General features: G+C 72.2%; 29 protein-coding genes. 7 read left to right on the forward strand and 22 right to left on the reverse strand.

The features are described from left to right. Window positions 1-4 precede the first annotated feature (4 nt). From ACZ4WV_RS29455 to ACZ4WV_RS29475, 5 genes are all read right to left on the reverse strand, one after another. Complete coding sequence (locus tag ACZ4WV_RS29455) at window positions 5-580, reverse strand: RNA polymerase sigma factor (protein ID WP_465751670.1); 576 nt, start codon at window positions 578-580, stop codon at window positions 5-7. After that, window positions 577-711, reverse strand: coding sequence for a hypothetical protein (locus tag ACZ4WV_RS29460; RefSeq protein WP_465751671.1), 135 nt, complete (start codon window positions 709-711; stop codon window positions 577-579). Before ACZ4WV_RS29460 ends, ACZ4WV_RS29455 begins: the two co-directional genes overlap by 4 nt. Window positions 712-905: 194 nt before the next feature. Further along, window positions 906-1,976, reverse strand: coding sequence for a hypothetical protein (locus tag ACZ4WV_RS29465; protein WP_465751672.1), 1,071 nt, complete (start codon window positions 1,974-1,976; stop codon window positions 906-908). A gap of 181 nt (window positions 1,977-2,157) precedes the next feature. Further along, complete coding sequence (locus tag ACZ4WV_RS29470) at window positions 2,158-2,928, reverse strand: hypothetical protein (RefSeq protein WP_465751673.1); 771 nt, start codon at window positions 2,926-2,928, stop codon at window positions 2,158-2,160. Then, complete coding sequence (locus ACZ4WV_RS29475; RefSeq protein WP_465751674.1) at window positions 2,925-3,575, reverse strand: hypothetical protein; 651 nt, start codon at window positions 3,573-3,575, stop codon at window positions 2,925-2,927. Before ACZ4WV_RS29475 ends, ACZ4WV_RS29470 begins: the two co-directional genes overlap by 4 nt. A 107-nt stretch (window positions 3,576-3,682) precedes the next feature. Between ACZ4WV_RS29475 and ACZ4WV_RS29480 the strand changes: the two genes are divergently transcribed. From ACZ4WV_RS29480 to ACZ4WV_RS29490, 3 genes are all read left to right on the forward strand, one after another. Then, complete coding sequence (locus ACZ4WV_RS29480) at window positions 3,683-3,883, forward strand: hypothetical protein (RefSeq protein WP_465751675.1); 201 nt, start codon at window positions 3,683-3,685, stop codon at window positions 3,881-3,883. A 38-nt stretch (window positions 3,884-3,921) separates the two neighbouring features. Next, on the forward strand, window positions 3,922-4,815 hold the full coding sequence (locus tag ACZ4WV_RS29485; protein WP_465751676.1) for an ATP-dependent DNA ligase: 894 nt from the start codon (window positions 3,922-3,924) through the stop codon (window positions 4,813-4,815). Between the two features lie 234 nt (window positions 4,816-5,049). Then, complete coding sequence (locus ACZ4WV_RS29490) at window positions 5,050-6,282, forward strand: MFS transporter (protein WP_465751677.1); 1,233 nt, start codon at window positions 5,050-5,052, stop codon at window positions 6,280-6,282. A gap of 66 nt (window positions 6,283-6,348) precedes the next feature. Here the strand turns inward: ACZ4WV_RS29490 and ACZ4WV_RS29495 are convergent, their stop codons facing one another. The 6 genes from ACZ4WV_RS29495 to ACZ4WV_RS29520 form a co-directional block, all read right to left on the reverse strand. Beyond that, window positions 6,349-6,774 carry a hypothetical protein gene (locus ACZ4WV_RS29495; protein WP_465751678.1) on the reverse strand — a complete coding sequence of 142 codons (426 nt, stop codon included), beginning with the start codon at window positions 6,772-6,774 and terminating at the stop codon, window positions 6,349-6,351. A gap of 32 nt (window positions 6,775-6,806) precedes the next feature. Beyond that, the gene (locus ACZ4WV_RS29500; RefSeq protein WP_465751679.1) at window positions 6,807-7,493 is read right to left on the reverse strand and encodes a phytanoyl-CoA dioxygenase family protein; all 687 of its coding nucleotides are present in this window, start codon (window positions 7,491-7,493) and stop codon (window positions 6,807-6,809) included. Continuing rightward, window positions 7,490-7,690, reverse strand: coding sequence for a hypothetical protein (locus ACZ4WV_RS29505; protein WP_465751680.1), 201 nt, complete (start codon window positions 7,688-7,690; stop codon window positions 7,490-7,492). Before ACZ4WV_RS29505 ends, ACZ4WV_RS29500 begins: the two co-directional genes overlap by 4 nt. Window positions 7,691-7,985: 295 nt before the next feature. Beyond that, window positions 7,986-8,837, reverse strand: a complete 852-nt coding sequence (locus ACZ4WV_RS29510; RefSeq protein WP_465751681.1) for a helix-turn-helix domain-containing protein — start codon at window positions 8,835-8,837, stop codon at window positions 7,986-7,988. Between the two features lie 31 nt (window positions 8,838-8,868). Beyond that, window positions 8,869-9,384, reverse strand: a complete 516-nt coding sequence (locus ACZ4WV_RS29515; RefSeq protein WP_465751682.1) for a DUF6879 family protein — start codon at window positions 9,382-9,384, stop codon at window positions 8,869-8,871. Next, window positions 9,365-9,631: a hypothetical protein gene (locus tag ACZ4WV_RS29520; protein ID WP_465751725.1), complete on the reverse strand. Its 267-nt coding sequence runs from the start codon at window positions 9,629-9,631 to the stop codon at window positions 9,365-9,367. Before ACZ4WV_RS29520 ends, ACZ4WV_RS29515 begins: the two co-directional genes overlap by 20 nt. A gap of 502 nt (window positions 9,632-10,133) precedes the next feature. On the opposite strand from ACZ4WV_RS29520, the gene ACZ4WV_RS29525 reads away from it, so the two are divergent. Both ACZ4WV_RS29525 and ACZ4WV_RS29530 read left to right on the forward strand, forming a co-directional pair. Beyond that, window positions 10,134-10,934: a ParA family protein gene (locus ACZ4WV_RS29525; RefSeq protein WP_465751683.1), complete on the forward strand. Its 801-nt coding sequence runs from the start codon at window positions 10,134-10,136 to the stop codon at window positions 10,932-10,934. Next, entirely contained in the window at window positions 10,934-11,911 is a 978-nt protein-coding gene (locus tag ACZ4WV_RS29530) for a hypothetical protein (protein ID WP_465751684.1), read from the forward strand. Before ACZ4WV_RS29525 ends, ACZ4WV_RS29530 begins: the two co-directional genes overlap by 1 nt. Window positions 11,912-12,008: 97 nt before the next feature. Here ACZ4WV_RS29530 and ACZ4WV_RS29535 read toward each other — a convergent pair whose 3' ends face one another. Further along, window positions 12,009-12,203 (reverse strand): hypothetical protein, encoded by a 195-nt coding sequence (locus tag ACZ4WV_RS29535; protein ID WP_465751685.1) that lies wholly within the window; start codon window positions 12,201-12,203, stop codon window positions 12,009-12,011. 250 nt (window positions 12,204-12,453) lie between these two features. Between ACZ4WV_RS29535 and ACZ4WV_RS29540 the strand changes: the two genes are divergently transcribed. Then, window positions 12,454-13,629, forward strand: a complete 1,176-nt coding sequence (locus ACZ4WV_RS29540; protein WP_465751686.1) for an alpha/beta hydrolase family protein — start codon at window positions 12,454-12,456, stop codon at window positions 13,627-13,629. Window positions 13,630-13,636: 7 nt separating this feature from the next. Here the strand turns inward: ACZ4WV_RS29540 and ACZ4WV_RS29545 are convergent, their stop codons facing one another. The 7 genes from ACZ4WV_RS29545 to ACZ4WV_RS29575 form a co-directional block, all read right to left on the reverse strand. Continuing rightward, window positions 13,637-14,134, reverse strand: coding sequence for a hypothetical protein (locus ACZ4WV_RS29545; RefSeq protein WP_465751687.1), 498 nt, complete (start codon window positions 14,132-14,134; stop codon window positions 13,637-13,639). 138 nt (window positions 14,135-14,272) lie between these two features. Next, window positions 14,273-15,079, reverse strand: coding sequence for a hypothetical protein (locus ACZ4WV_RS29550; RefSeq protein WP_465751688.1), 807 nt, complete (start codon window positions 15,077-15,079; stop codon window positions 14,273-14,275). Window positions 15,080-15,167: 88 nt separating this feature from the next. Beyond that, complete coding sequence (gene dnaN, locus ACZ4WV_RS29555; RefSeq protein WP_465751689.1) at window positions 15,168-16,340, reverse strand: DNA polymerase III subunit beta; 1,173 nt, start codon at window positions 16,338-16,340, stop codon at window positions 15,168-15,170. Window positions 16,341-16,362: 22 nt separating this feature from the next. After that, window positions 16,363-16,758: an RRQRL motif-containing zinc-binding protein gene (locus tag ACZ4WV_RS29560; protein WP_465751690.1), complete on the reverse strand. Its 396-nt coding sequence runs from the start codon at window positions 16,756-16,758 to the stop codon at window positions 16,363-16,365. A 142-nt stretch (window positions 16,759-16,900) separates the two neighbouring features. Beyond that, window positions 16,901-17,164: a hypothetical protein gene (locus ACZ4WV_RS29565; protein WP_465751691.1), complete on the reverse strand. Its 264-nt coding sequence runs from the start codon at window positions 17,162-17,164 to the stop codon at window positions 16,901-16,903. Between the two features lie 202 nt (window positions 17,165-17,366). After that, on the reverse strand, window positions 17,367-18,011 hold the full coding sequence (locus ACZ4WV_RS29570) for a hypothetical protein (RefSeq protein ID WP_465751692.1): 645 nt from the start codon (window positions 18,009-18,011) through the stop codon (window positions 17,367-17,369). Between the two features lie 148 nt (window positions 18,012-18,159). Further along, window positions 18,160-18,633, reverse strand: coding sequence for an ATP-binding protein (locus ACZ4WV_RS29575; protein WP_465751693.1), 474 nt, complete (start codon window positions 18,631-18,633; stop codon window positions 18,160-18,162). Between the two features lie 131 nt (window positions 18,634-18,764). Here ACZ4WV_RS29575 and ACZ4WV_RS29580 point away from each other — a divergent pair, with 131 nt between their 5' ends. Next, complete coding sequence (locus ACZ4WV_RS29580) at window positions 18,765-18,980, forward strand: hypothetical protein (protein ID WP_465751694.1); 216 nt, start codon at window positions 18,765-18,767, stop codon at window positions 18,978-18,980. 7 nt (window positions 18,981-18,987) lie between these two features. Here ACZ4WV_RS29580 and ACZ4WV_RS29585 read toward each other — a convergent pair whose 3' ends face one another. The 3 genes from ACZ4WV_RS29585 to ACZ4WV_RS29595 all read right to left on the reverse strand — a co-directional run bounded on the left by ACZ4WV_RS29585 (window position 18,988) and on the right by ACZ4WV_RS29595 (window position 22,083). Next, the gene (locus ACZ4WV_RS29585) at window positions 18,988-19,182 is read right to left on the reverse strand and encodes a hypothetical protein (RefSeq protein WP_465751695.1); all 195 of its coding nucleotides are present in this window, start codon (window positions 19,180-19,182) and stop codon (window positions 18,988-18,990) included. Window positions 19,183-19,256: 74 nt separating this feature from the next. After that, the gene (locus ACZ4WV_RS29590) at window positions 19,257-21,581 is read right to left on the reverse strand and encodes a hypothetical protein (protein ID WP_465751696.1); all 2,325 of its coding nucleotides are present in this window, start codon (window positions 21,579-21,581) and stop codon (window positions 19,257-19,259) included. Window positions 21,582-21,663: 82 nt separating this feature from the next. Next, on the reverse strand, window positions 21,664-22,083 hold the full coding sequence (locus ACZ4WV_RS29595; protein WP_465751697.1) for a conjugal transfer protein TraB: 420 nt from the start codon (window positions 22,081-22,083) through the stop codon (window positions 21,664-21,666). Window positions 22,084-22,086: the final 3 nt, after the last annotated feature.

The following is a 22,086-nucleotide window of genomic DNA, read 5'->3' on the forward strand; positions in this document are numbered from 1 at the left end:
CGGTCTACTCCTCGTCGGATTCTGAGACGGCGAGCAGCGTGAGCTGGCGGAGCTTGCTGTGGGCCTGGTGGACGAGCACGCGGACGGTGCTCGGGCTGATGCCCATCACGGCGGCGGTGTCGGCGGTGCTGTACTCCAGGAAGCGGTTGAACAGCAGGGCGTCGTACTGGCGCTCGGGCAGGCGGCTGATGGCGTGGTAGATGCCCAGTCCGTCTTCCAGTGCCTCGAAGACGGGGCGGGTGGCGCGGTTGGCGGCGTCCATGAAGACGCTCTGCTCGACCAGCATGAGGACCTCGCCTCGCTGGCGGCGTTCGTTCTCCACCGCGAAGCGCAGCAGTCCCCAGGCGTAGCCGACGGGGTTGGACCGGGTGAGGACCTGGTCCCAGTCGGCGCCGAGGTGGGCGAAGACGTCCTCGACCAGGTCCTGGATCTGCTCCGGCTCGCTGAGGGTGAGCTGGGCGCGGGCATAGTCCAAGTAGCGCTGGTGGTACTGCTCGAAGAACGCGTCGAACTCTATGGACACCAGCGGGGGCTGGTCGTCGCCGCCTTCGGGGTCGTCGTCGTGGGCATCGTGGTTCACGCGGCGGCCGCCGGGTCGGATGCGGCGCGGTGGCGCTCGGCGGAGCCGGGGTGGTCGGCGATGGGCCGCACCCAGTCCTGGCCGGCCATCGCGGTGGGCTGAGGGCGGACTGGGCGGATGAGGGTGTTCACTTCCGGGGCCTCTCATGCTCGGTGCTGTCATTCCGTGGGGGAGACGTGACGTCAAGTGACAGCTTCCCGGCGCGAGGCGGGTTTCGTTTAGGCCGAATGAGAAGAAAAATGCGGAGAGTGTCAATCCGCCTACCGAGTGATCACCACGCCATGGGCTGGACTCCGCCGGCGGGTGCTGGGAGCGAGCCCCGCGCCTACAGGGCTTCTCCTCCGAGCTGCGCCGCCAGGTCCTCGGCCCACGCCACGGCCCGCCGCTTCTGTTCCCACGGCGCCAGATCCGTCATCCGGTCCCGCAGCCGGACGACCCTGCGTCCCGTCAGGTGCTCGGCCGGTTCGGCCCCAGGACGCATGCCCGCGGCCTGGTGGCCCACCACCACGGTGAGAGCCAATCGCCGGACCCGGCCGCGCTGGCGCAGCTCCTCGACTTCGGCGCGCAGGCTCCACAGCTCCCGCAGGTCCTCCAGCACCCGCTCGGTGGCGGAGAAGGACGGACGGGTCCGCTCCAACATGGCGGCGATCGTCTCGTCGTAGGTGCCGTCGAGCAGCGTGGAGACGGCGGACAGCGGCAGGTCGAGGAGCGCGGTGCCGTCGGCCGGCTCGTCCAGGCCCGCCGTCGTGGCGGCGTCCAGCAGCGCCGCCGACACCAGGAGCGCGGCCTTGCCCACGGTGTCCGCCGGGTCCGGGCCGAGGTCCAGCGGCTCCCACTCCCGGCGGCGGCGCTCGGCGTGCCAGCGCACCAGCCGGTCACCCCACACCACGCAGCCAAACCACGTGGAGGGGAACGCGACCGTCATGAACACCTCCGGGTCCCCCGTCGGCGTCGCGATGCGCAAGTCCCCGGCCAGCACCGTCACAGTCACCGCCCCGTCCAGCCGGACCCAGTAGGCGCGAGGAGGTCCGGGCTGGACGTCCCGGGCGTCGTCGTCCGGCTCCCAGACCGGCACGTCGACAAGCGCCGCCCGGCCCGCGTACTCCCCGCCGGTGATCCGGACGACGTCGTCCCGCCCCAGAGCGCCGCGCTCGGCCGCCAGCGCGAGGGAGGTCGCCCGGACCGCACCTTCGAGCACGTCAACGCCCTCCTCGCCGCGCACCCGCCCGCGCAGCCCGTCCGCCAGGTGCCACAGCAGCCGCCCCAGCGGCACCTCGTCCGGGCCGCCCCCGCGGAGAGTCTCCAGCGCGAGCACCACGACATCGACCACCTCCGCCCGGGCATCCGTCGCGGCGATCTCCAGCGCCCGCTCGTACGCCCGTCCCCGCTGCTCCACAGCCGTCCTCCAACCTGTCGGTCTGCGGATCGTCGCACACCAAGCGGCCTCGCCGGGAGCGGTCCTGACGCCTCACAAGCACCGCACGAACGGCGCCGGCCCCGCCCCGCTCGGAGGGTGGCGTTGTCGCCGTTGGAAGGCTCACGCACCGGGTTGGTCGCAGCAGGGCGGCCGCCCGCGGTTACGCCAGAGCGGCGACCGCCGTGAAGGCGTCACCCGCTCCGGGCAGCCGTTCCACCGGCGCGGGTACCGCTGCGCTCACGCCGCCGTGCTCGTCCGGCAGGAGAAGACGCGTCTCGCGGGGCCGGGCGGCGCGGCCCCGGCCGGTGCAGCGGACGTCGACCTGACGGCCGGCGAGCTGTCCCCAGCCGTCACCGAGCCCGGACCACACCGCATTCCCGGCCGTCAGGCGCAGTTCGGCGGTGCCCGGCCAGGCGTCGAGGGTCAGGAGGGTGGCGCCTGTGGTGCGCAGGCGTTGTTCGAGGCGGGCGAGCTGGCGCGGGACGGGGCGGCTGGTGGGACGCAGAATGATCGTCTCGCAGGCGTCGGCGAGGATGGAGGCGACCTCGGTCCAGTGGTCGCCGGGTTCGTCGGCCAGCACGGTGCGCTCCCAGGGCAGGCCGTAGGCGCGGGCTGCGGCGAGCCCTGCCTCGGGCCAGCCGATGACAGCGGTCCACGAGGTGTTCGACGCGGCGGCCGGTCCCGCGGCCACCGCGAGGAGCAGGCTCGCGTCCATGACCTCGACGACGACGCCCTTCGGCAGCCGGCCGTCCGGCAGCAGCGGCTCGAGCGCGGGCAGCACCGGCCGGGTCACGGCCTCGATCCGGGCGCGCCGGGCGGCCGGGCTGGTCTCCTCCAGCAGATCGGCCAGCCTCAGCCGGCGCTGCGCGTTCGCATCGGAGGCGGGCAGCGCTGCGGCCTGCGAGGTGTCCGAGACAGCGGCGATGCTCACGTGCCGTCGCCCCCGGCCGGTGGCTCCGGGGCCTCGGCGGCGCGGTCTTCTTCGGTGCCGTCGTCGCCTTGCTGGGGTATGACGCGCACCGCGGCCGGGTCGTAGAGGACCCAGGCGCTCTGCCGGTCCTCACCCCAGCGCACGTCGGCGATCCACGGCACGTCCGGGCCCGGGCGCCGGCGGGCGGTGACCAACGCGGAGCGCCAGCCGCCCTCGGTTCGCAGCCAGGCCAGGCGCCAGCACCGGTCCGCCCCATCGGGATCGGGAGCGCCCGCGAGTTCGCGCGGCACCGTGATCGCATCCCGCCAGACACCGTGGAACGGGGCCCGGGTCGGGGCTGGGTCGTCGGGCTCGGGCAGTGGCCGGATTGTCGTCTCCGAGAACAGGAACCAGCCCCAGGCCTCGGCGTCGCCCTGATCCGGCGCCCAGCGCACGTGGACCACCCACACGGCGGAGCCGGGCGGGCGGCGCCACACCGTGAGGATCGCGGGCCGCCACCGGCCGCCCCGCCGGATCTCCACCAGCCTCCAGCGCCGGATGTCCCGGGTGGGTCCCGGCAGGGACATCAGCTCGCGGGGCGCGTACTCGGCATCGCCGGGCATGCCGGTCGCACGCACGGGACGGGAGAACGGGACAGCGGACGTCATGGGAACAATTGTTCGACAATCGGTTCGAATGATCAAACGTCAGCTCCGCCCGCCGCCGATGCGGGCCTACCGTGGAGGAGAGGAACCCCGCAGGCCGGAGGTGCAGCATGGCCGAGACCGTGACGATGACCTGCGAGGCCTGCGGCCGAACCACGGCCTGGAACCCCTGGGGCGCGTGCTCGTTCGATCACTTCAACCGGGAGCGCCCAACGGAGGAGGAGCAGCAGGCCATGGTCGCCAGCGCTCCCGAGGCGATCGCGTACTTCTTCGGCCTCGGTCCCGGCCGGCTCGTGGGCGACGGCGAGTAGTGGGCGGTGCCGCAGGCATGCCGCGCACCGGGAGCCGCGTGTTGCTGCGACCGCCGGTGGAGGTGATGCAGCCCGTGCCGGTCCCGGTGCTGCCGGCGGAGGACGCGCTGCCGGGCGGGACCCAGTACACGATCAAGCTGGACGGCATCCGGGCGACGGCTCACGTGCTGGAGGGTCACGAGGTCCGGCTGGTGTCGCGGCGCGGCAACGAGCTCGGCGACCGGTTTCCTCAGCTTCCGCCGGCGCTGGCTGTGCTCCCCGTCGGCCTGGTCCTCGACGGGGAAATCGTCGCGTACGAGCGCACGGGCGGCGGGCAGGGCCGACTGGACTTCACCGCACTGCTGCGCTCCCCCGCCGCACGGGCCGCCACCGGCACGCAGGTGCTGTACGTCGCCTGGGACGCCCTCGCGCTGCCGGGACGCGACATCCGGGACCGGCCCCTGCGGGAGCGGTGGGAAGCGCTGGAGATGGCACTCACCGGGGTCCGGCCGCCCCTGCAACTCTGCATGGCGACCACCAGCCGGACCGAGGCCGCCGACTGGTACCACAGCCTCCAGCCCATGGGGATCGAGGGGATCGTCGCCAAGGGACTGGACACCCGATACCGTCCCACCCACGGCGCCGGCGCGTGGCAGAAGATCCGCCACAGCGAAACCACCGACGCGCAGCTGCTCGCCGTCATCGGAACGCCGCAGCGGCCGCAGGCCCTGCTGGTGCGCCTGCCCGACGGCAACACCGCCGTCACCACACCCCGCCTCACCCCAGTCCAGGCTCGGCCGATCGCCGACGTGCTCGCCGGACGGCTGGAGCCGGGCCCGCCGGACAGCACCTCCACGTGGACCGTCACCGGTGAACCCCCGCTCGTCGAGGTCACCGTCGGCAGCGGCCGGCACAGCACCGTCCGCTATGTCCGCCTTCGCCCGCAGGAGTAGCACCGCCAGCGTCCCGCTCCCTGTCCGCGGCAGGTACGCGTCGCGGACGACCGGCGTACGCCCGGGTTCCTGCCTCAGTGAGATCGGTCAGCGTGCCGAGGTGGCTGGACGTGCGGGGCGATCGGGGAGCCTACGGCGGGTGATCTTCAACTTGCCCTAGGGTTACGGGAGTTCCGGTGGCGATCCCGCAGCCGGGACTTCGTGCTTTCCGGACGGGTGTGGATCTTGCGATACGTGCAGTTGCTTCGGCGGGGCCCGGTTCTTCTCCTGTGGGGTGCGCAGACGGCGTCGGTGTTCGGTGACCGGCTGTACGCGCTGGCGGTGATGTGGCTCGCCTGGCAGAGATCCGGCGGCGCGGCGATGGGCCTGGTAGCGATCGCCGAGTCCGTGCCGTACATCGTGCTCGGCGCCGTCGGCCGACCGCTGATGGAGCGGTTCACCACGCTGCGCTCACTCGCCGGGGTGGACCTGGTCCGCATGCTGCTGGTCGCGGCGCTGCCGTGGACGTGGGCCGCGTTCGGCACGCCGGGACTGCTGGTGTCGGCCGCTCTGCTCGGGGTAGGCGGGGCGCTGTTCGATCCGAACCTCGGCGCCCTGGTCCCGGAGCTGGTGAAGCCCGAGGAGGTGCAGGCCGTCAACGGGCTGATGGACTCGACCAACCGGATCGCCCGGGTCGCCAGCCCCGGCTCCGCCGGTGTGCTGCTCGCCGTGATGCCGATGGGCGGACTGTTCTGGCTGGACGCGGGCACGTTCGCGCTCTCCGCCGTCGCTCTGGCCATGCTCGGCGCGAGTTCCGCACGTCGAGGGCCCGTACCGGCTGGTGCCACCGCGGCGCCGGGTGCCAGGCCACGAGCCCGGGTCCTGGTGCGCACGCACCCGGAGACCGGGGTGGTGCTGGCCGTCCACGGGGTCGCGATCTTCGCGGGTGCGGTGTCGATCGTGATGCCCGCGCTGGTGGCGGTGCGGCTCGGTGGCGGGGTCGGCACCTACGGTGTGATGCTGGCCGCCACCGGGGCCGGGGCGATCGTCGGCAACACCATCGCCGGGAATGTCCGCCTCCCGAGGTCCCTCCCGCTGTTCTACTGCATCGCCTGGACCGTGTCCGGCGCGTTGATGGCGGTGACCGGGTCGGTCAGCGCGGTGTCCGAACTGGTGGCGGTGTCGGCCGCGTACGGGGCCGTCTCGCCGTTCCTGGCGGTGGCACTGTCCACCCACCTCGCGCAGTTCCCGCCGGCCGCCCGCAGGCGGCTGCTGACCCTCGACCAGACGGTCATCCGGACCATGGGCACCGTCGCGATGGCCGGGATCCCCGCCCTGGCGGCGGCCCACCCGAGGGCCGGGTTCACCGCCGGCGGGCTCGCCACCGTCGCGGTGGGCCTCGCCGGGTGCGCCGTGGTGGCGTGGTGGGCGAAGACCCGCACGCCGCTGCCGGGCGTGGAGCCGATGCTGGAGAGCGTGGGCGGTTGAGAGCACGCGGCGGGGCCGGACTCCGAGGAGTGCGGGAGTCCGGCCCTTCGTGCTGTCAGTCTCAGATCAGGCGATCAGGGACCAGTGAGTGACCGTGATGTCCTCCAGCGGGATGCCCAGCTGCTGGTAGATCCGCTGGTGCATCGCGCCGAACCAGGCGTCGCGCCGGTCGGCGAAGAACGCCGGGTCGTACCAGGCAACGCCCAGCAGAACAGTGCCGCCGCCGCTCGGGTTGCCCGGCTCGGGCTCCCAGTAGGTGCACTGCCAGTCCCAGAGCATCAGCTTCTCCGGCCGCTGGCGCAGGCGCTCGTCGGACTCGCGCAGGGCCTGGATGCACCGCTCGGCGGTCGCGGTGTCGGGGCAGTAGTAGGTGCAGTCGGACTTGCCGATCGGGGTCTTGTCGGCGCGGCGGGCCGCGTCGGCGTCCTCCCCGGTCAGGACGCGCACGCGGGTCACCGCGCTCGCCTGGTCGAGCGTGTCGAGGATGGTCACAGTGGTGCTCTCCTCTCCCTTGTCCTGGCGGACTACCAGCCCGTACCGCTGATCGGCACGATGCTGGGACTCATGGGGTCGCGCCGCAGAATGCCGTCCGGCGCGGTGTAGCGGACGTTCAGCCCGATGCGGGCGCCGTCGCTGCTGTTGGTGCCGGAGCGGTGCACTAGACGGCTGTCCATCAGGACGGCGCAGCCGGCGCGCAGCGGCACGGGGCTGGTGGTCTCGGGGGTGAAGCCGTGGGCCTGGTCGGCCCGGCCGCGCTCGGTGGCGGTGACGGCCTCCTTCTCGACTGGCAGGTAGCCGGCGGACTGGGAGCCCGGGGCTACCTCGAGGCACCCGTTGGACGTGGTGGCGTCGGTGACGGCTAGCCACGCGGACACGGACCGTTCGGGGTGCAGTTCGAGGTGGGCGCCGGTGCCGTCCTGGTGCCACGGGATCTCGAAGGTGCGGTGTGGCCACTTCACGACGAGGAAGGTGTTCTCCACCGCGACGTCCGGCCCGAGGATGGCCTGGACGGCGGCGAGCAGGTTCGGGGAGCGGACTGCGAAGGCAGCCCAGTCCTCGGTGAGGTGGGGATTGCGGACGATCTCGTGGTCCCGGTGGGCTGCGGTCAGGAGCGCGGCGCGGCCTCGGGCAGCGCCGGGCGTGGACCACGCGATCGCCGAGCTGACCCCGCGCCGGCCGAGAATGCCGCCGACCTGAGTGAGTGCGGTCACGCTCGGACTCCGTGGATCGGGCAGGAGCAGGCCGGCCAGCCGGCTGCGGGATGGGTGGCGTGGGCGCTCACGTCGTTGGGGTCGAGGGTGAGCGGGCCGGTGTCGTCGTGGCGGGTGCCGTCCGGCGCGACGCGGTACGAGCGGATGGTCAGGCCCGGCCGACGCTTCTCCAGGGGGACGAAGTCGGAGCTGGTCACCTCAGCCCCCGGCCGCGCAGCTCGCGGAACAGCCGAGCCTGACGGTGGGCGGCGCTGGGTTGGCAGTGTGGGCCACCGTCCTGCCGTCGACCGTCACCACCAGGTCGCCGCCGGGGTGTCGAAGATGGGGTCTGCTCGCGGGCATGGCGGTACTCCAGCGCGTCGGCGATTGATTGCCGCCCGGGGCGTCCACGGTGCCGAGGAGGATCGGTTGAGACCTCACCCCGGGCGGCATCAACGACGGTAGGGAGTAACGGAGAGCTCACTCAACGAAGTTGCACGGGATTACACGGATTCATCCGAGCGCGTCGATCGCCGCCGTGATCAGGGCCCGAGCCTGTGCGCCGCGCACCGCCAGGTCGGACAGCTCGGCGAACACCTTCTCGTACATGGCGATCTCGCTGGGCTGGGAGATCGTCAGGTATCCGGAGACCAGCTCCACGTTGACCTGCGTCCGGTCGTAGATCCAGAACCCCTCCACCGGCCAGCCGTTGTCGCGGTCCGGCCGCATGGGTATCACGCCCATGCTGACGTTGGGCAGCCGGGCGACGGTGAGCAGGTGGCGCAGTTGCTCCAGCATCACCGGGTGTCCTCCGAGGCCGTTGCGCAGCACGCTCTCCTCGATGAGCAGGGCGAAGCGGTGCCGGCCTCCGTAGAGGATGTGCTGCCGGTCCATCCGCTCGGCGACGGCAGCTTCGACGTCGTCGACCAAGCCCCGACGGTCGCGGATCGCGGTGAGGACCCTGGTGGTGTAGGCGCGGGTCTGCAGGATGCCGGGTAGCACCCACGGGGCGTAGGCACGGAAGACACGGGTGCGCTCGTACAGCGGTCGCACGGTCTGCTGGGCCTGAGCCAGGCCGGAGCGTTCCATCCGGCGCCACTCCAGGAACATGGCATCGGCCTGGCGGCTGCGGGCGATGAGGTCGGCGGCCTGGTCGTCAGCGCCGCACGCCGCACACCAGGCCCGGATGTCCGCGTCGGACGGCGGCGTCTTGGCGTTGATGATGCGGGAGGTCTTGGCACCGGCCCACCCGCACCGGGCAGCCAGCTGTTTGCCGTTCAGGCCGGCGTCCAGCATCAGCTCGCGCAGCCGCTCCGCCACAGCCTTGCGGGCGGCCTGGGCGCTGGACGACGGAGAGGCGGGCATGAAGTGTGGCTGCCGGTGCGGGGCGGTCGGGTCAGACCGTGTACCGGTCGTGCGGGACAGCGCGCTCCCACACCGTCTCGAACGCGGTGGCGCAGTGCTTCGCCAGGGCGGGATCCTGGAGGATCTCTTCCCCTTGCTCGGCGAGCTGCCCATCACCGGTGAAGTGGTGGTAGTGCACCACCTGGTCATCGAAGACCCAGAAATCCAGCCCCGGCAGGCACAGGTCCTTGGTGCTGCGCCTCGGCAGCCACCGGACCTGTTCGCCGGCGGCCAGGTTGCCGAAGGTCAGGTCGTGCTCGTAGCGGATGTACTCGTGCACCGGCTCGGAGACGATCCGCGCCCGCCGCACCACCACCCCGCGGCCCACGGCCTCGGCCACCGCATCGTGCCACCCGTGCCACCACGAGCCACGATCGGCCGGGTCCAGACGCTTGCCGTACTGGAAGGCGATGTACTCCGGATCGTCCAGCATGTAGGAGTCGCGCATCTCCAGATGCACCGCCGAGCGCTGCGCCCGGGCGAGCGCCTTACGAACCGGTGTTGCCACGCTTCGCCTCTCCGTCGGGCCGCGGGATGAACTGCAGCATGTTGGCGGGCAGCCGGATCACCGTCTCGTGCTCCGGGACGTCGGTCGTGTGGCCGGGCACCGATCCGACCTCCTGTGCCTGCCGGACCGTGGCCTCATCCGCCTTCCACGACTGAATGATCAAGTCCCCGGTCTCCTCCTCCAACCAGATCGTTGGAGACTGGTCGGACGGGGTGTTCGGCCAGATCCCCAGAAAACGTAGCGTCACGACGGCCTCCCGCACCAAGTCGGTTACACGGACTTGCACGACGCTCCTCTTCAGGTGGCGGGCCGTCAAGAGCGGTAGGGCGCAGCAAGGCGGCGCGCGCCGCCCGGGGCGGGCCCGAGACTAATCGGACCCACCACTCGGTCAGGCGGTGCGGAGTTTGCCGTCAGCGATCAGGCCGCTGATGTAGTCGGGCCAGTCCCGTTCCAGGGCCTGCTGTATCACGTGCACGCAGCTCCGCGGTCCTCGGTGGTGACTTCTCGACCCGGCCGTCGGTGGAGTACATCGTCACACCCTTCGCTGCTGCCATCGTGCGTCAGGGCCGTCCGCTTCCCGCCGAGGCGGCATCGGCGTCGGCGCCCTCCGCACCCCTGAGGCCACGTCCCGGTAGCCGCTCCGGCGGTGGGCGGAATGCGATGACACGCCCGTGGTGTTCTTTGCGGCACTGCGCCCCAGATAGCCTGCCTTCCGTGTATTGGGCATTCAAGGGTCAGAGGGGCCGGGCATGAACAGAGTGATCGCGGTCTACAGCGAGAAGGGCGGCGTTGGGAAGAGCGCTCTGGCTGCCGGCCTGACAGCCGCTGCCCGGAAGCGGCGCCTGGACGTCGTTGCAGGAGACCTCGACCCTCGCGGTACCTTCACCGCTGAACTGGGCATCTCCGAAGACGAGGCCCCGGCCTTCACCATGAACGACCTGCTGGCCCTGGATCCCAAAGGTGAGACCGGGCTGGCGGCCGAGGCCTTCGCCCCTGCATCCGACGCGTGGCCGGGAGTCCAGGTGATCGCGGCGGAGCGCGCGTTGGCCAACCGGGAGACCGACAATGTCGCCGTCGGGCTGGAATTCCGGCTGCGGCTCGCTCTGAAGGGGGCCATAAAGCCCGGCTCGGTTGGCATCCTCGACCTGCCGCCACGCGCCGGCGGCAAGCTCGTAACCTCGGCCCTCGTTGCTGCGACCGACGTGGTCGTCCCTGCGACCCTCGACGAGGACGGGCGCATCGGCGCCAAGGAGGCCCTCGCGACCATCAAGCTGGTCAAGGACCTCGGCATGAACCCGGACCTGCGTGTGGTCGGCATCGTCCCCTCTATCGTCCCCGGGGGGCGCAGCACCCTGAAGGATGCCATAGGGGGGTACCTGTCGGAGACGTACGGGGACCTGTACCGCGACGATCTCGCGATTCCCCGACACTCGCTGCGCCAGCAGACCCGGTTTGCCTGCGTGCCGATCACGGCGGCCACCGGCAAGGAGGCCCAGGCGCTGACGGATGCCTACGACCGAATCCTCACTGCGACAGGAGTGTCCCTCTGATGGCCAACAAGCTGATCCAGGCCGGGACCAGCCGGCTGAAGAAGGCGCCAGACTCCGCCGTTGATCCGGCCGTTCCCGCCGAACTGCAGCAGGGCGCGGCGCAGCGGGCTGCCGCTTCCGCGCTACCGGCGATGGTGGACAACCCGGGGACGCCAAGCGCCTTCGCAGGCGGCCGGGTGCTCACGCCCGAGGACATCACGGGTACCCCCGAGGAGCAGCTCGCCTATGTGACCGCGCGACTAGTCGAGATTGACGGGCTCGGCCGGCGGGCCGAGGACTTCGTGGCACTCAACAAGGGCGTCCTATTGGAGACCGCGCAGCAGCGTGAGCTGCATTTGGTCGCCGGCCACACCAACTTCGCGGCGTGGGCATCCGAAGTGCTGGACGTGGAGGAGAAGTACATCTTCGAGCTGATGCAGGACGCGGTCCGGGTGCGGGCCGTCGCGGAGCTGGGGCCCGAGCTCAGCCAGTACCTGACTCGCGCCTCGGCCCGCAAGGCGGTGGCGGCGGTCATCTCCTCACACGACCTGAAGACCGCCCGCACGGTCGTCGAGCTCGGCGTAGCCGAGGCAACCGAGCAGGGCAAGAAGCGCCCCACCGCGGCCAGGCTGGTCGAGCTCGCCACCGAGCTGACGGCACCGTCCATCCCCGGACAGAAGGCGGGGTCAGAAATTTCTGACCCCGCCCCCATCGAGCAGAGGTCAGAAATTCCTGACCCCGGAGAAGGAGAGCAGCCTGGCGTCGCGCAGCTACGCGACCTGAGCCGCTCCGCAGCCGTACTGCGAGAGCGCGTGTCCTCGCTGCTCACCCCCCGCGCACTGAAGGCTGCAGCGGAGGCCGACCCGGCGGCAGCCCATCGACACCTTGAAGACCTCGACGTCGAGTTGCAGCGCCTCGCCAGGCGTCTGACTGCCGCCAAGAAGACGATGGCCGCGGCGGTGGCCGCGACTCCTGTGGATGCAGAGATCGTCAGCTGACTGCCGAGCGGTGACAGCTGTACGTCGCGGCCTCAGAAACACGAAAGGGCCCGCCCCCGGCTTGAAGCCGGGGGCGGGCCCTTCTCTGTGTCGGATGTCAGGCCAGAACGCGACTGCGCTCGCGGTCCAGGCCGATAGCCCGGGTGACGATGGGGAGGGTGGCGGTCCAGTCCCCGTCGAAGTGCACGGCCTTGTCGCAGATGTAGCAGGCAGCGCCGAGCTTGAGGTTGGTCACCAGGATCTCGCCCCGCTGGGTCCTTGTTCCGGCACGCCCGTGTCGCGCGAGCAACATGCCTCGCAGGACTAGTGCAACGCCGCGTTGATCCTTCGGGGGTTCATGCGGCTTGGAGTGGGCTGCCGTCGTAGGTCCAGCCGTAGGGCTTGGCGTCGTGTTCGTCGTATGCCAAGACGAAGGTGGCGCTCGACGATGCCCGTGATGGGAACCTCGCGCCGCTCGGGATCTCAGGGTGTAGCCAGCACCACCCTCAAGACGGAAACCAGTGTGATCGAACGTCAGGGCGGGGCCGGGCAGGATCGTGCCCGTGAACACCACCTCGAACCGCAAGCGCCGTATCAGCGCTGTCGCAATCCTGGCTCTCGCCGCATCAGTGGCCGCGACCGGCACCGGACTCGCCGCCACGAACCCGCCGTCCGCCGTGCACGTGACCGCCGCCACGGCTGCCGCCGCGCCCCCGCGGTCCTTCCAGGGCACGCTCCCCGCGCCGACCGGCCCCTACGCCGCCGGCGAGGACGTCATCCACCTCACCGACGCGAGCCGTCTTGACCCGTGGGTGCCGTCATCCGGCCCCCGCCAACTGGCCGTCACGATGGTCTACCCGGCCGTCCCCGGGACCGGGACGCCGGCCCCTTACATGACCCTCGCCGAGGCAGCCGGGGTCATCCAGCAGACGAAGATACCGACGAGCTCCGGCGTCACCCCGCAGAACCTTTCCAGCGTCACCACTCACGCCTTCGACGGCGCGCGGCCGCAGCGCGGCAAGTATCCGCTGGTGGTCCTCTCACCCGCGTACGAGGACCCGCGCATCACGCTCACCTCGCTCGCGACCGACCTGGCCAGTCACGGCTACGTCGTCGCGCTCGTCGGCGACACCTACGCGGACAGCGGCGAGACGCTGGCGAACGGCCAGACGCCGCCGTGCGCAATCTGCGGTGACCCGGCGCGGATCGACTCCATCCCCGCCAGCCGCGCGCTGGACGTGTCCTTCTTGATCGACCAGTTGACGCATGGCAATACCGCGTGGCGCCTGGCACACCTCATCGACAAGCACGAGATCGGCATGGCCGGACACTCCCTCGGCGGAGCGGCGGCCGCCGACACGATGATCGCCGACCCGCGAGTACGGGCCGGAGTGAACATGGACGGCACCTTCAAGCCGGTCCCGATGCCCGGCCAGATCAACCGGCCGTTCCTCATGCTGGGTACGGCCGCCAACACCGATTGGGAGCGCCCCTGGGCCGCCCTCGGCGGCTACAAGAAGTGGCTGACGGTCGCCGGCGCCGACCACTTCAGCTTCTCCGACCTGGACCTGCTTCACGAGCAGGCCGGGTTCCCGACGCCGCCCCTCTCTCCGGAACGCGGGGTGGAGATCACCCGCGAGTACGTGACAGCGTTCTTCGACCAGACGCTGAAGAGGATCCACCGTCCGCTGCTGGACGGCCCCTCGCCGAACAATCCGGAAGTACTCTTCCAGTACTAGCTAGGCGCTAGCAGCGAGGCCTGCTCGTATCGGGTCCCCCAGCGTTGTCGCTTTCCTGTCGCCTTGGGGTCGCTGCTGACGTGATGGACGTCACCGTCCCCAGGGATGCGTTAGGCAGCAGCCGCGTGACCGCTTGGGCAGGAACCTGCGCCCGTGTTACGCACTGGGCACGTAGACGTTCGATCTCCAGGTGCTGAGCGGCGAGCCGGGAGAGGGCCAGCTGTCGGAATGCCGTGAGTTCCTTGAGCTGCTTCTCCTGGGCTTGGAGGCGCTGGGCCAGGACGGTGTTGGCGTCCTTCAAGCGGGCGATCTGGGAGTCTCGCGGGTCCGGGGTCCCTGACCGCCTACCGCGCCCTCGCCCCGCTGCGCCGCCGCCTTGGAGCAGGCGGGGGTGGAGGGCGCGGTAGGCGGTGAGGCCGGTGGCGGCCGCGGCGGTGACGGTGGCGACGGGGCCGGCGGTGTCGAGGGCGGCGCGGATCGCGCGGGCGCGCAGGGTCTCGGTCATCGGGGTTTCCTCCTCGGTGCGTGGCGGGTGGTCAGGGCGTGGGTCGGTGGGCGGTGGTGAGGAAGTCGGTGGTGGAGGCTCCGGTGGTGCGGGCTGGGGGCGGCGGCCTGGCGGGCCGCCGCCCCGGGCAGGGGTTGGTCAGTGCTGGTCGTCGGGGCGGCTGGTGCGGCGTCCGTCCCGGTCGACGACCAGGACCGTCTCGATGCGCGGCTCGGGCACGGTGACCTCGACGGTGACCGGCACCGGATCGGGCGCGGGCACCGTCACGGCCGGGGCCTCGACCGTCACCTTCGCCCCCTCGTTGATGACGGTGGTGTGGGTGGTGACCCACGACCCGGTCAGCGCGACCGCCACCAGGGCGGCCCACAGCACCACGGTCAGGCCGGCCGCGACCGGGCGGCCGGGACCGGCGGTGCCGTCCCAGACCATCGCGCAGGTGACTGCCCCGAACGCGAGCGCGCCGAGCTGTGCCCCGGCGGAGCCTGCGGTGCGCAGGGCCCGCCACAGGATCAGCAGGCCGGTGGCGGCCCAGGCGCCGTAGAGGGTGGCGGGTCCGGCGGGCAGGCCGGCGCCGCGTTCGGCGAGTACCCGGCGGATCGGGTCGTTGACGGTGTGCCAGACCTCGGCGGCGGGGTGGGCGACGTTGGCCGGGTCGAGCAGCCAGCGTCCTGCGGCGAGGACGTAGGGGCCGACGACGAGGGCCAGGATGACGAGGACGGCCAGGGCGCCGAGCGCGGCCAGGAGCGCCTGGGCGTCGGTGAGGTCGGCGTAGCGGCCGGGCAGGACCTGGCGCGGCCGGCGGTGCGGTTCGGGGCGGTGCCAGATCATGTCCGGCCGTTCGTCCTGGTCGGGCGGCGTGAGCGGGGGCAGGTTGCCGAGCGTGGGGAAGACCAGGTCCTCGTCGTGGTCGTCGTGCTCGGGCTGGTCGGGGGTGTGCTGGGACACGGTGGCAGCTCCTCGGCTGGCGGTGGCGCGGAACGGGCGTGAGGGTCGGGGCGGGGCCGCCCGGGTGCGGTGGCGGCCTGGTGGCGGGTCAGGAGGGCAGGCGGACCGGCATTACGACGTAGCGGTACGGCTCGTCGGCGGCGTCCTGGTCGTCGGCGCCGGTGCGGGCGGTGAGCATGGCGGGCTTGTGCCGGTCGCCGACGTGCAGGACCACCTCGGAGGCGCCGCACGCCTTGATGCCGTCGGCGAGGAAGGTGGGGTTGAAGCAGATCGTGTAGCCGTCGCGGAGGTCGCCGGTGACGGTGACCTCGATGGCGTCGGAGCCGTGGGCGTCGTCGCCGGCGCCGGCCTCGATGCGCAGCATGGTGCGGTCGAGGATGAGTCGGACGGGGGCGTTCTCGCGGGCGACCAGGGCGACGCGCTGCACGGCGGCGGTCAGCTCGGCGGCCGGGGCGCTGATGGTGCCGTCGGTGTCGGGGACCATCGAGACGGTCTTGGGGAACTCGCCGGAGATGAGGCGGGTCATGAACGAGGAGCCGGTGGAGGACCAGCCCCACAGTTCGCCGTCGCTGTGGAGGGTGAGCGGCCGGTCGGTGTCGTAGGCGCGGGCGAGGTCGCCGAACACCTTCGCCGGGATCAGCACCTCCAGGGCGCTCGCCGTGTCGGCGCCGGCCTTCTTCTTCCCGCCCTTGGCCGACGGGGCGGCGACGGGCTGGACGGTGACGCGGCGGTGGCCGATCCGGTAGCGGTTGGTGGCGACCATGGTCAGCTCGTCGCCGTCCAGGACGACGCGGACGCCGGTCAGCACTGGCAGGGCCTCCTCGGTGCTCGCCGCGAAGGCGACCTGGGCGACGGCCTCCGCCCACGTCTCGCCGTGCACGGTGGCGACGGCCGGGGGCAGGGCGGGCAGTGCCGGGTACTCGTCGACCGGGAGCAGCGGCAGGTTGAACCGCGCGCTGCGGCAGGTGAGGGTCAGGCGGGTGTCGTCGGCGTCCAGGTCGACTTCGGCGCCCTTGGGCAGGCGGGCGCAGATTTCGGCGAGCAGCCGGCCGGGGACGAGGATGCGGCCGTCGTCGGCGATCTCGGCGTGGCAGGTGTCGGTCGCGTAGACCTCGTAGTCGGAGGCGGCCAGGTGCAGGCCGGAGGCGTCGGTGTGCAGGAGGATGCCGGCCATCACCGGAACCACCGGGCGGGTGGAGACGGCGCGGACGGTGTGGGTGACGGCGGCGGCCAGGTGCTGGACGGACAGGCGCAGCTTCACAGGTGGTCTCCCGTTCGGGGGGTCAGGCGGCGGGGGTGAGGGCGGCGAGCTGCTCGCGCTCGTCGTCGGTCAGCTCGGAGCAGGGCACGCAGCTGCCGAGCGTCTTGAGCGGCAGGCAGGCGTCGTAGCGGATCTGGCAGAGCGGGCAGGTCTGGCGGGCGGCCATCGCCCGGTCGAGGGCGGCGGCCCGGCTCGGGGTCATCGGGCGCACGGGCTTCGCGGCGTCGATCCGGTACAGATAGCCGTGGCGGCGGCCGCGGCGGCAGACGACCTGGGCAACGGGCTCCTGGGCCGCCGGGCGCAAGCCCAACTCGCGCAGCTGGCGGCGAGTGGCCAGGCCCTCGGGGCCGAACTTCCAGGGGTAGGTGGGCAGGCCGCCGTGGTGGCGGCCGTCGGGGTCGAGGTCGATCGCGCGCACGCTGCTGCTCTCCGTTCCGGGCGGTCGGGGTGGTGCGGGCCGGTCGGCCGGCCCCGTCCCCGGACACAAGACCGCCCACCCGGCCGGTGTTCGGCGGGGCGGGCGGGGTGGGGGGACGGGACCGGGCGACTGGTCGGGGGCGCTACTCGAAGCAGGCCAGGCAGTTCTGCGGCTGCGGCTCGTCCGTCTCCCAGTCCATGTAGAGGTGGCGGGAGCAGAAGTAGCCGCCGCAGCCGTCGTCGGGGGCGCCGGGCGTGCTGCCGCACAGGTAGGCCAGGCCGCGGTCGATCTGTTCGGTGCAGCCGTCCTGTTCGCAGGTGGCGGCGACGTCGTAGCCGGCCTCGATCTCGATGCCGTCGGGGCGGGTGACGGTGTAGTAGGCGTTGCCCATCGTGTGCTCTCCCATCAGGGCGGAGTCCGGCCGGTCGGCCGGCCCCGTCCCCGGACACGAGACCGCCCACCCGGGCCGGTGTTCGGCGGGGCGGGCGGGGTGGCCGGGAGCGAGGCTGGTCGGCCGGTCAGTGCGCGAGGAGCACGACCAGCGGGACGACGACGGGCGAGAGCATGCCGAGCAGGTAGACGAAGCGCATGACGAGGTTCCCTTCCGGTCAGCCGTTGTTGTTGGTGATGGAGCCGCGCCATCCGGCGCTCTGCTTGCCGATGGTGGTGGTGTGGTGCTGGGGCCGGTGGACCAGGGCCAGGACGGTGCCGGTCGCGCTGGCGCCGTCGCCGGTGGCCGTCGCGCTCGACCCGGCGCCGGCCGCCGCCTTGGTGACCGAGCGGACCTTGCCGAGGAGCGCGCACGCGCCGACGAACACGGCGGCGATGGTGGCGGCCGCCCACATCAGGATCTTGCCGATCTCGTCGGCGTAGGGACCGACCTCACCGATCCCGGCGCCGACCATCCACGTCAGTCCGCCGACCGCGAGCGCCCCGGCGCAGCCGAGCAGGACTCCCTGGCGCACCGCGAGCGGCAGGCCCGGGTCGACCACCGGGACCGGCGCCGGTGCGACGGGGGTCGGCTGCGGCTGCGCGGCGGCGGCCGCCGCGAACGGGTTGTACACCGGCACGGCGGCGACCTGGCCGTCGATCAGCGCCGGCACGAACGCGGTGTCGTCCGCGGTGGCGGGGTGCAGCGGGACGGCAAGGATCTGGCCGTCGAGGACGGCGGGGCTGTAGCCGGTGGCCAGGAGGGTGATCTGCGGCTCTGCCGCGGCCTGGGTGTTGGTGTTCGGGGTGTGCCGGGTGTCCACGGCGGACTCCTTCGGGGCTGCGGGGCAGGGGCGGGAAGCGTTCTGTGCGCGGCGCCGGGCGCCTTCTGGGGCCGCCGGACCAGCCCGGTGACGGGCGGGTCCGGCGGCCCTCGGAGAGGCCGGGAGACGGGCGTTGGGGCGGTGCCGGTCAGTCCTCGTCGCTGTGGCGGCGGGGCAGGTGCTCGGCGGTCTCGGGGTTCAGGTAGTGGTCGCGCAGGTCCGCCCGCTGCCAGGTCTGCAGCGTGGTGTCGCGCACCGCGAGGGCGGTGCCGACGGCGAGGCGGCGGCCGGTGGTGACCAGGCGGAGCAGCTGCTCGACGGCCTGCTTCTCCCGGGTCATCAGTTCGTCGGCCTCGTCGATCAGGAGCAGCACACGCGGCTCGGCTTCGGTCGGGGTGTGCTCGTCGCTCCGACCGGCGCGCGCGTCGACCAGGGCGAGGGCGTCAGCGAGCATCTGGGCGGCGCCGTCGTAGCCGGTGCGGCGGTCGGTGCCGGTCAGCTGCTCGTGCGGGTCGATGGCCCACGTGACGGCGGTCGGCTCGGTGGCGTAGGCGGCGGCCAGGTGCTGAAGGTGGTGGGTCTTGCCGGAGCCGGTGGGGCCGACCAGGAGGAGCTTGTGCATGGGAGCGGATCCTTTCTGGGAAGGGTGCGCCCGCACTCCCGTGGGGGAGTGGGTGCGGGCGTGGGTGTGTGGGAATCGGCCCGGTGGGGCCTGGTGGTGCGTCAGGCTGGTGCGGATCGAGGGAGGGTGCGGTGGGGTGGTTCTTCCGGGACGAGCCGGAGACGGTGGAGTTCGAGGCCGTGGTCGGGGACGACGGCACGATCTGGCCGGCGTGGACGGATGACGACGGCGTGCTGTGGATCGACTCCGAGGACGACGTCTACGTGGTCGTCGAGGGCGTGATCATCGACGGGCGGATCTACGAGGCGTGGGTACAGGACGACGGCACGCTGTGGATCCCGGACTGACCGGTGCTCAGGGCTTCACGGAGCCGGTGACGTGGGCGGTGCCGTCGAGGGCGGACTGGATCGGCTTGGCCAGGCCGGTGGAGGCGAGCAGGAAGCCGAACACGACCGCGACGATCGCGGCGCCGACGGTGGCGCGGCGGGAGCGGACCATGAGGAAGAGCACGACGCCGGCCAGGACGACGCCGGAGACGGACACGATCACGAGGGGGATTCTCCTTCGGGGATACGGAAGCGGGCCCGACCGATCGGCCGGGCCCGCCGTCATTGGGTGGTGCGTCAGGCGTCGGCCGGCTCGGTGACGAGCTGGTACACGCCGCGGCCGACCGACTCGAGCCAGCCGTCCCGCTTGAGCTCGCCGACCTCGGTGTTGACGGAGCCGGTCTGATACTCCGGGCAGAGGACCTTGCGCATCTGGGGCAGGCTCATGGGCCCCTCTGCCAGGAGGTCGAGGATCCGCTCGCGCAGCGTCGGTGCGCTGTCGAACGGGTTGTCCGGGTCGACTGCGCTGTCGGCAGCGGGCGGGTCGAAGGACGGCATCGCGGCCAGCTCAGGCATGGCGACCGGGTCCGTGTCCGGCACCGGGCCATAGCCGGCGTCGGCGCCGGCCGCCAGCACGCCGTCCGGGGCCGGGTCGGTGGGCGGGTTGTTGCGCACCGCGTACGCCTTCCCGGCCGCCTCGGCCTCGCCGTCGGTGATGGTCGCCGGCGGCTCCTCGCCGTACAGCTCGATCAGGTCCGGGTAGATGCCGTTCACCTTCTCCGCGAAGAAGGTCCGCATGAAGGAGGCCCGGCCGTCGAGGAACATGTACGCCATGCCCGCGGTGGACTGGCCTTCGTCGTCGTCGGTGCCGTGGAACAGGGCCTCGATCTGCCCGGTCTCGTAGATCCGGGCGGGGATGTTCTCGAGCTGGAATCCGGGCGGGGCGACGCCGTCCAGGCCCATGTCCCGGGTGCTGCTGGAGGCGGTGCGCATCAGGAACAGCACGCCGACCTTGCCCTGCTGGCGGATCGCTTCCTCGTCGCCCAAGTCCTTGAGGTGGAGGGACTGGACGGCCAGGCGGATGCCGATGCCGACCTTGCGGCCGGTCTTCTGGATGTCGGCGATCAGGTAGGCGGCGAGCTTCTTCTTCTTCTCGTCCGGGTGGCTGAGGAGCCGGTTGATCTCGTCCAGGGTGATGTTGATCAGCGGCCACGGCGCGCCGATCGCGAAGTCCCCGCGGCCCATCTCGTTCGAGATCTTCTCGCGGTACTTCATCACCTTGTGGGCGGTGACCAACATCGCCAGGGCCTCGTCCTCGCCCTTGGCGAACCAGTCGACCCGGCCGTCCGCCTCCGGGAGGCTCATGCCGCCCTGGATGTCGGCGACCCACGACACCACGCCGGAGCGTTTCTCGGCGGCGAGGATCAGGTTCAGCAACACCGACTTCCCGGCGCCGGTGACACCGGCGACGATGCCGCGCAGCGCGCCCTGCCCGGGGTCCCACAGCCGCATCACCGCGGACCGGCCGTCGTGGCAGACGCCGACCGCGACGCGGCCGCGCTCGTCCATCGTCAGGTCGGCGACGGTGGCCTTGCGGACGTTCATCAGCGGGTTGGTCCGGTAGACGCTGACGACGGCCTGGCGCAGCCCGTCGGTCTCGATGACCATCCGGGTCGGATCGTCGACGCCCAGGGCGGAGCAGACCTCGGAGTGGGGCAGGCGGATCTTCTTGCCGCGCGGGGCGGCGGCGAGGATGACGATCCGGTCGTCCTCGATGCGGGCCCGCACGAACTTCACGCCGGGCGCGGCGCCGCCGGGGGCGGTGACCGCGCTCTCCCACAGCGCCTCCAGGCTGTTGAACGCCCGGCTGGTCTCGCCGACGGTGGGGGTGACGGTCAGCACCATCCGGCCGGGGCCGGAGCCGAGCAGCGAGGTGAAGGTGACGCTCTCCTCCGGCACGTCGAACGCGGCCGCAAGGTTGCGCAGCGACAGTTGCGGGACGGCCTTGCCGGGCTGGGCAACGATGACCGCCCGGAAGTCCGGCAGGCCCGGCTGGAAGTGCTCGACCGCGGTGAGCCGGGTGCCGGGCGCGAGCTCGGCCTGGTCCCACAGCCGCGCCAGGAACGACTCGTAGTCCTTCGGCGCGTCCTCGGCGGGGGCGGCCTGCTGGGGCAGGGCGGCGACCAGGTCCGGCAGCGCCTCCTCGGTCAGGCCGGCGGAGCGGGTGAACGGTGCGGCGGCCGCGGCCGCCGCACCCCACAGCACCGGGCCGGCGATCTCCCACCAGGCCGTGCCCGGGGCGACGAGCGCGGCGGCGTAGAGGGCGGATCCGGTCAGGGTCGGCAGGGCGCGCAGCGCGGAGCGCAGCAGGCCCATCCCCGGGGCGCTGCCGTCCTTGGGGGTGGCCTTGCAGTACAGCCACAGGCCGGTGCCGGCGAAGGTGCCGATCGCGCCGAGGTAGGACAGCGGGCCCTGGTCGCACTGCGGTCCGATCGCCATCCCGGCGGCGGCGACCGCGTAGGCGAGGCGTTCGCCGTTCATGCGGCGGCGGATCGTCCCCGCCGGCACGGTCTTGGTGGTGGCGCCGGTGGCCGGCGCCTCGGTCTGCTCGGTGACGGTCACCGTCGCCTTCCTTCCTGGGGTGTGGGACGGGGCCGCACCCGGTGATGGGTGCGGCCCCGTCGGGGTCGGTGCCGTTGGGCGGTCAGCGGACCTCGTAGAAGCCGGGCTTGGCCATCGGCACGTCGGCGGCCTGGGCGGCCTCGTAGATGCCCCGGTACTCGCGGTCGTGCTCGGCCTCGAAGGACCGTGCGGCCATCTCCGTGTCGTCGGCGGCGTTCGCCATCTCCCCGGACGCGGTGGCCACCTTCGTGAGCGCGGCGGAGACCTCCAGGATCTGCGCGGTGTACAGGTCGATGACCCCGGCCTGCCCGCACATCTCCGAGAGGTTGCGGGCCTTGTCGGCGTTGTCCTCCATGTGCCGGCGCAGCTGCCACATGCCCTGCTTGAGCGCGAGGGCGCTGGCGGTCAGCTTGGCGGTGCGGGCGGCGAGCCCCAGGAACCCGGGCGTCCCGCCGTCACCGCCGTGGTCGATCTCGCCGCCGTAGGCCACGATGTCGCTCATCGG

This window comes from Kitasatospora sp. NPDC029312 (assembly GCF_055569215.1).

Coding starts and splice junctions, on each gene's coding strand:
- ACZ4WV_RS29535 (WP_465751685.1), bottom strand. CDS start 12,203: ATGTTGCTCGCGCGACACGGGCGTGCCGGAACAAGGACCCAGCGGGGC.
- ACZ4WV_RS29575 (WP_465751693.1), bottom strand. CDS start 18,633: ATGCACAAGCTCCTCCTGGTCGGCCCCACCGGCTCCGGCAAGACCCAC.
- ACZ4WV_RS29545 (WP_465751687.1), bottom strand. CDS start 14,134: ATGACCGAGACCCTGCGCGCCCGCGCGATCCGCGCCGCCCTCGACACC.
- ACZ4WV_RS29530 (WP_465751684.1), top strand. CDS start 10,934: ATGGCCAACAAGCTGATCCAGGCCGGGACCAGCCGGCTGAAGAAGGCG.
- ACZ4WV_RS29475 (WP_465751674.1), bottom strand. CDS start 3,575: ATGACGTCCGCTGTCCCGTTCTCCCGTCCCGTGCGTGCGACCGGCATG.
- ACZ4WV_RS29525 (WP_465751683.1), top strand. CDS start 10,134: ATGAACAGAGTGATCGCGGTCTACAGCGAGAAGGGCGGCGTTGGGAAG.
- ACZ4WV_RS29480 (WP_465751675.1), top strand. CDS start 3,683: ATGGCCGAGACCGTGACGATGACCTGCGAGGCCTGCGGCCGAACCACG.
- ACZ4WV_RS29595 (WP_465751697.1), bottom strand. CDS start 22,083: ATGAGCGACATCGTGGCCTACGGCGGCGAGATCGACCACGGCGGTGAC.
- ACZ4WV_RS29565 (WP_465751691.1), bottom strand. CDS start 17,164: ATGGGAGAGCACACGATGGGCAACGCCTACTACACCGTCACCCGCCCC.
- ACZ4WV_RS29510 (WP_465751681.1), bottom strand. CDS start 8,837: ATGCCCGCCTCTCCGTCGTCCAGCGCCCAGGCCGCCCGCAAGGCTGTG.